Origin of the sequence: Nostoc sp. LEGE 12447 (assembly GCF_015206985.1) — a bacterium.
Classification (GTDB): domain Bacteria; phylum Cyanobacteriota; class Cyanobacteriia; order Cyanobacteriales; family Nostocaceae; genus Nostoc.
This window is the reverse complement of the sequence record NZ_JADEXT010000106.1, coordinates 1-6371: the sequence shown is the minus strand read 5'-3', so window position 1 is coordinate 6371 and position 6371 is coordinate 1. Positions and strand designations below refer to the sequence as shown.

8 protein-coding genes are annotated in these 6371 nt (G+C 39.8%); 4 read left to right on the top strand and 4 right to left on the bottom strand.

Going from position 1 to position 6371, the window contains the following annotated elements; translation table 11 throughout:
• Window positions 1–618 precede the first annotated feature (618 nt).
• Window positions 619–906: a Mo-dependent nitrogenase C-terminal domain-containing protein gene (locus tag IQ274_RS36125; RefSeq protein WP_194145228.1), complete on the top strand. Its 288-nt coding sequence runs from the start codon at window positions 619–621 to the stop codon at window positions 904–906.
• Between the two features lie 58 nt (window positions 907–964).
• On the opposite strand, the gene IQ274_RS36120 is transcribed toward IQ274_RS36125, so the two are convergent.
• On the bottom strand, window positions 965–2515 hold the full coding sequence (locus IQ274_RS36120) for an FAD-binding domain-containing protein (protein WP_194145227.1): 1551 nt from the start codon (window positions 2513–2515) through the stop codon (window positions 965–967).
• 473 nt (window positions 2516–2988) lie between these two features.
• Here IQ274_RS36120 and IQ274_RS36115 point away from each other — a divergent pair, with 473 nt between their 5' ends.
• Window positions 2989–3495 carry a hypothetical protein gene (locus IQ274_RS36115; RefSeq protein ID WP_194145226.1) on the top strand — a complete coding sequence of 169 codons (507 nt, stop codon included), beginning with the start codon at window positions 2989–2991 and terminating at the stop codon, window positions 3493–3495.
• 20 nt (window positions 3496–3515) lie between these two features.
• Here IQ274_RS36115 and IQ274_RS36110 read toward each other — a convergent pair whose 3' ends face one another.
• On the bottom strand, window positions 3516–3704 hold the full coding sequence (locus tag IQ274_RS36110) for a hypothetical protein (RefSeq protein ID WP_194145225.1): 189 nt from the start codon (window positions 3702–3704) through the stop codon (window positions 3516–3518).
• Window positions 3705–3816: 112 nt separating this feature from the next.
• On the opposite strand from IQ274_RS36110, the gene infC reads away from it, so the two are divergent.
• A complete protein-coding gene (gene infC / locus IQ274_RS36105; protein ID WP_228058638.1) occupies window positions 3817–4350 on the top strand; it encodes a translation initiation factor IF-3 in 534 nt (177 codons plus the stop codon).
• A 399-nt stretch (window positions 4351–4749) separates the two neighbouring features.
• Window positions 4750–5025, top strand: coding sequence for an HU family DNA-binding protein (locus tag IQ274_RS36100; protein WP_194145224.1), 276 nt, complete (start codon window positions 4750–4752; stop codon window positions 5023–5025).
• Window positions 5026–5074: 49 nt separating this feature from the next.
• On the opposite strand, the gene IQ274_RS36095 is transcribed toward IQ274_RS36100, so the two are convergent.
• Together IQ274_RS36095 and IQ274_RS36090 are read right to left on the bottom strand one after the other, a co-directional pair.
• Window positions 5075–5641, bottom strand: a complete 567-nt coding sequence (locus IQ274_RS36095; RefSeq protein ID WP_194145223.1) for a hypothetical protein — start codon at window positions 5639–5641, stop codon at window positions 5075–5077.
• Between the two features lie 89 nt (window positions 5642–5730).
• On the bottom strand, window positions 5731–6371 hold a 641-nt coding region (locus IQ274_RS36090; protein WP_194145222.1), incomplete at its 5' end, for a class I SAM-dependent methyltransferase.

Genomic DNA, 6371 nt, shown 5'->3' with positions numbered 1-6371 from the left:
CGTCATACAGCAGTTTGATTTTCCACGACGGCAGAGTGGATAAAGGCTGGTCTAGAGAGTTGTTACAACCGTAGGATTGGATTTGTGGTGAGGACATTTTGGGATCTTAACTAAGTTTATTTCCTTATATCAAGCGTAACGCCTCTGGAATTATAGGGTTTGGCCTATTCGAGCGACGCGTAGCTTGCCGCCTTCGGCATCGCTACTAGCGTGAAGGGCGTAATTCCAAAACCAATAAGTTCTCAAGACAGGATATGGCAATGTTAGGGGAAATGTGACTGTTGAATTGCAGATGTTGTATAAAGCGATCGCAGTTTTGATTTTTGACGCTAAACACTCGAAGTAGAAAACAGTAATCGTTACAGAAGCAAGAGTGCGTAAACATTTGCGTAGCCCCTTGAAGTAAAGATTACGCTCCTGCTTCCTCAGACACTAACTTTGCTTGCAACATTTGTTATATAAGATACAATTGCTTACTTATTCTAGATTTTAGGGAATTTTACTGAGATTTCAATTAGCTTTTTTTAAGAAGAGAAATAGTTTCGTAAATTTACGATGTTTTTGTCTGAAGATAACTGTCATTTTAGAGGAACAGATTTCAGGAAAGAGAGTTGATATATGAATTTACCTACGCAAGACCATTTAAATCACAGCTTATTAAACCAGATACGTTATCAGGTTGAAATATTAGAAATTCATAATCCCAAATTAGCCAGACTATTATGTAAACTAATTCCATCTCAGTGTCCTTTTGAAAGAACTGTATCAATTTTAGGGCGAACGCTTTTTCACATTCCCCCATTATGTAAAATCAATCCTTTCTATGAACAAATAATTGGTCTTCGTTATAAGTGTTTGTTGTATTTAGTAGATGAATGTGGGGAAGACGCGACAAAGTATTGTTGAATGGTGGTTTTATTTAGTAAAAAGAGAGAGGAGCTTGGTTTAAAATCTAGATAATGCTTTACTCCTGCAACTCAGTAAGCTTTTGTTGATATTTTTTGTACTCTCTGTCTTGATGCTGCCAGTATTTCTCAACTGTAATTTTAGCAGCGTTTGCATTATTGTATTCATCTCCACCTTGGCTTAACAATCGCTGTTTGGTTTGCTTTCGTAAGTCAGAAACAACTTTGCCATTAACTTTACGCGTCTTTGACCAATCTAAAATTGGTTGTGGATAATAACTATTGTTAATGTATTTCTCCTGTTCAATTTCTGGTAAACTATAGCTCCGCAGTTCTGGTATCCAGTGGTAAATAAAGTCTCCTTGAGGGTCTTTTTCGGCAACATTCTTTGACGGATTATAGATGCGAAAAGTATCGCTAAGTGGATTCGTTGCACCAGCCTGCATCTGCCACTGCCAATTATTAATTGCTAAATCTCCATCCACTAAATAGTTCATATAATGTCTAGCGCCGTGATACCAGGAAATACCACAGTTGATAGTTAAAAACGTGGCACACATTGCCCTCATCCGAAAGTTCATCCAGCCCATCGTTTTGAGTTGTCTCATACTGGCATCAACCAGTGGAAAACCTGTCATTCCTTGTTGCCACGCCTGAAATAATTCTTGTTTTGCTCCTGATAACGCTGATGGGGTATATAGTTGATCAAATTCTGGGTAACAGTTAGTGTAAGCAATTTCTGGATGGAAATAGAGCCGCCCAGTAAAACTATCATGCCAACGCAAACGGTCTCGAAATGTTTTGAGGGAAAATTCTGCTTTGGGTTGAGCTTTTAATTCTTCTGCTAAGGCTTTAGTGCTTTGGTAAACAGTGCGAGTTGAAATAGTCCCAAAAGTCAGGTGTGGTGATAAATGAGATGTTGCTCCAAGCTGTGAGAGCATTGGGCGAGAAAGTTTCCAATGGTAGCCAGAGTATCTTTTCTTGAGAAATGAGTCTAGTTGAGCTTGTGCTTGTGTTTCACCCCCTGAAAAGTAAACTTTCCCTACTGCCCAAAAGCGATGGTATTTCTGTTTAAGTTCTTCAAATGTTAGCTGTGGTAGATTGAGTGTGATTTGAGGCGTATTAATAGTTGCTGGTGTTTTATACTGGGATTGTCTTTGATAGGTGTAGTATTCGTTAAACCACTCGTCACGTTGCTCTGCTGATTGCAGAAAGTTGTTCAGTCCAATGTGGTAATCAAGGTTTAACTGTTTGTAGAAATCAATTACGGTTTTATCCCGGCTGACACCGTACTCTACCTGCACATCACGGTTAAAGAAAAGTTTGGGTTTATATCCTGCAATGATTAACTGCCTAGTCAACTCTTGCACGATGTCTGTAGAATTACCCTCAAATAAGTATAGCCAACTACCTAACTTCTTAAGATTTGAGTCGAGATTTTCCAATGACTCAAACAAGAAGCGGACTCTAGAAGTTCCAACATCAGCCCAGGTATAAAACCAAGGGTCAATAATGAAGAATGGCAGAACTCTTGCATCATTACCAGATGAAGAGGTGACAATTTCATTATCAGTTAAACGCAAATCTCGACGAAACCATAGAAGGTGCATAAAGGTGCATAGTTTAATTTACTACTACTATAATACATTTGTAACAACAGGTGATTTTGCTCTCGAAGTTGAGTATTTATAGCAGCTGTAAACTATTCTGATTGCGCTGACTTTATACAGTGCAGCGAACCGAACAAGTAAGTTCTAGTTATAAAACTGCAAGGATAGCGGATGTAGGGCAATACTTAAAAGTCAAAAGTTTACATGAGGGCAGATGTGCCCTCATTTTTAAGATGGATATCAGGTAAGTGTGCGTTAGAATTGAATGAGTGGCAACTTGACTGACTTGAAGCTAGATTAAAACATCGAGGGTAAAAGTTGCTCACAGGGCAAAGTTTAATAATTGGGTCATTGATAAGTTTTTTATACAGCATTCGTGGTAAGCAATCAAAGTACTGTCAAAGAAACTGTATGCAAACGGTATAACCCAGAACTAACGATGTACAAAATTAATATTTACAGGCTTTAAAAGTATGGCTAAGGTAACAATTTCAATTGGGCTAACGGATACAGAAGTCAAAGCTTTATCGGCAATGCAGATTTCCGAAAATGAGTCATTGAATCATACAGCGACAAGATTGCTCCAGGGAATCCTGGGTCAGACAAAAGCTGGGCTGGCGTTATCTAATGGTGATGAGATTAAGGAAATAGTTAAGCAGGAAGTAAATGCTTTAGCTGTGTTAACACCTGATAGGGAAGACATAAAACAGGTGATTAAGCAAGAGATGGCAGATGCGATCGCTCAGATAAAGGACTTAATAGAAAAGTGTGATGGTGGAGTTGCCCTACCAAAGCAAGAGGCTATTTCTGTTGAGCAGCAAGTCTTACCAGATTATTCAGCAATACGCGAAAATATCCTTTCTAAATTGAAAACAGGTAAGCAGTCAGCAGCCAAGGCAATTGACGCTTTTATTGAGGAACTGGGTGCTGTCAAGGAGCAACAACAGCCAGCAAATGTGGAATTAGATGTAGCGAGTTAGGATTTTTGTGCTGGCGACTATTAACCAGTCAACTTAATCACGCCTTGACTGACTAAATGTTCAAGCTGAGAATGGTGCTGTGTTTGCTCCCGTAGGAACTTGAGTTGCTCGTAAGTGAGAATGTGTAATCCAGGACGGACAACATAACCTTGAATGGTAATGCTTTGTGGCTGCTGGCTATCGATACGGTTGTAGGAAATTGAAAGCATATTTACATTCTCAATAGAAGCGCTCCATGCCATACAGGTTTTGTAACTAAAGAGAAGCAAAAGATTAGGTTACGATGGATTTAGACAACAAGGCTGTCAATAGTCGGCATGACTGATACTTTATAGGTTTGTAATATATATCTGGGAGTCAAACGTTATCGCAATTCCAAAACAACTAATAAACTCGCAAATCAAGTCACCCCAAGTTTTCTTGATTGACCATGAGAATAATAATCGTGGTTTAACCGATACCAATGAAGCATTAGAGCTAGCCGAAAGCCTAGAGTTAGACCTAGTATTAGTGTCTGAAGGAAAAGAGGCTCCAGTTGCAAAGATTCTGAATTATGGCAAGCTTCAGTATCAAAAGAAAAAGCGTCAGGCACAAAGTGCTAGACCAGTAGTAAAAGAAGTTCGGTTTGGTTTGAATATAGGTGTAGCTGATTACAAGTTACGTATTGAACAAGCAGTTGGGTGGTTGAGTAAAGGCGATTCGGTGAAATTTGCCGTTCGTTTACGAGGTCGGGAACATCAATATCGTGAGCAAGCTGGAGAACTATTAGATCGGGTTGTAACTGATCTCAACTCTGTAGGAAAAGTTCAATCACTTGATAAGCGTTCACTAATTGCTTTAATCATTCCTGCCTAAATTACTTTTTAAGAGATGTCTTAACCTAGAAGTGCGATCGCTCTATTCATCCTTGTGAAACGTCGGCGTAATTAAATTAAAGAGTTCAAGTGTTAGTTCCAATCACCAATGCTGTTTGGATCTTGTCAAATTGGGAGCAAAGGAGTGCATGAACTTTTTCTTTGTGAATATCTTTGGTGTTGCGCTCGGCTATACCCACAGTTATTCTACATGACAAAGGTGATGAAGCAATTGCTGCCGTTGGTTTTGTAATGGGGTTGGACTGCCTGAGTGTCTAAGAGGCAGTAGCAGTGCATTGTTAATTTTCGTGTGTTGCTTGATTTTTACTCCTTTCACCCCTTTGCTAATAAAAGCTAGTAATGCTAGATTTCCAATATTTGCAATACTTCAGGGTAATTTATGAACAAAGGTGAGCTAGTGGATGCTGTAGCAGCCAAAGCCAACGTCACAAAAAAGCAAGCTGATGAAATCATTAGTGCTTTTTTGTCAGTCGTTACCGAAGCTGTAGCCAATGGTGAAAAGGTAACGCTCATAGGGTTTGGGTCATTCGAGCGACGCGAACGCTCAGAACGTGAGGGGCGTAATCCGAAAACCAATGAGCCAATGACAATTCCAGCTACCATTGTGCCTGCGTTTTCTGCTGGGAAACAGTTTAAAGAAAAAGTAGCGCCATAGATGAATGGTTTTACCACTGGCAATCCAATCACTGCAAAGCCATAATCGATTAATTCAAGTATCGAATCGACTGTGAAACTTTGACTGCTTCTTGGGGAGTAACGTTACTGCAATTAGACAATTCTGGCATTACTCCCGTACCGACAAATCTGTAAAAGGGGCCATTTTGCTCTCCCCACCACTGCGATAGCAATGTTGGTTGTTTGGCATTACCGTATAATCCTTGCTCCAAAGTGCTTTTTCCAAATATCGCAGAATTTATCGGGTAACTGCGCGACCCAGCAGGTAAGTCTCCAATACCCCCAGATACTGACTCAATCGCAAAGCATTTATCTGCACTTAAATTTTGGTAAACAATTAAGTAACGCAAACTATCAACATTTTCGCGCCCAGCCGAGACTATTACCTTGTCAGCATGAAAATTTGTAGGTACGTAACTTGGTACTGCTATTTTTAAGCCTAGTGAACGCAAAACTTTTAATTGAGTCGGTGTTAATTTTATTACCGAATTGGTTTGTGGAGGTTTGGGTTGAGCAATTACCGCAGCCGTAGAAGCGATAACACAGATGGCAAAGCAAGAGGAAGCAAGCTGAATTGGGTATTTGAATAATTTCATAGTTGATAGCTATATATGACTTGGGTTCAAAAAGAAGTTGCAAATTACTTGACCTCTGAATAACAGCAGCAGAAGTCGAGCATTAATTACTACTTGCTCAGAGAATTATGTCTTCTATATTCAATCCGAACTTGTTTAACCTCAATTTGCCCAGACTCTAAAAACACAAGTTGCTCTACTTGGTATAACCCTAAATTTTTAAACTGTGCTAATTCTGAGTTAGATAATGGCCAAGGTGGGCCATCCGGTTCAGCTTCTGTGTCTCGAACACGAGTAATCATCAACAGCATTCCACCAGGAGCAATTACAGAGGTAACTGAAGAAATAACCCAAGAACGCACATTCAAGGGCAAAGCTTGAATATTGCGACATTCAAAAACAAAGTTAAAAGCTTGATGCCATTGTGAGGGAATTGCTAATAAATCTGCAACTATATAGTTGACAGTTGAATTAGGAAATCGCTCTTGGCACCAAGCGATTGCTGTCGGTGAAATATCAAAGGCAGTTACTTCAAACCCCAGATTTACTAAAGCTTCGGCATCGTCTCCCAAGCCACAACCAATTACTAACGCCTTTTGCCCAGAAGCGAACGGTTCATGATTCGTCAACCAATCTTGCAGATAAGGGTGAGGAGCTAACTTGGCCCAAGGAATCTGTGTTGTGTCGCCTTGAGCTTCGGCATACAAAACTTCAAACCAAGCTGATGGCTCTGATTTTTGTTGTGCAGCGC

Excerpts from the sequence above, each read along its gene's own strand:
- IQ274_RS36115 (WP_194145226.1), top strand. The coding sequence starts at position 2,989 with ATGGCTAAGGTAACAATTTCAATTGGGCTAACGGATACAGAAGTCAAA.
- IQ274_RS36110 (WP_194145225.1), bottom strand. The coding sequence starts at position 3,704 with ATGCTTTCAATTTCCTACAACCGTATCGATAGCCAGCAGCCACAAAGC.
- IQ274_RS36095 (WP_194145223.1), bottom strand. The coding sequence starts at position 5,641 with ATGAAATTATTCAAATACCCAATTCAGCTTGCTTCCTCTTGCTTTGCC.
- IQ274_RS36100 (WP_194145224.1), top strand. The coding sequence starts at position 4,750 with ATGAACAAAGGTGAGCTAGTGGATGCTGTAGCAGCCAAAGCCAACGTC.
- IQ274_RS36125 (WP_194145228.1), top strand. The coding sequence starts at position 619 with ATGAATTTACCTACGCAAGACCATTTAAATCACAGCTTATTAAACCAG.
- IQ274_RS36120 (WP_194145227.1), bottom strand. The coding sequence starts at position 2,515 with ATGCACCTTCTATGGTTTCGTCGAGATTTGCGTTTAACTGATAATGAA.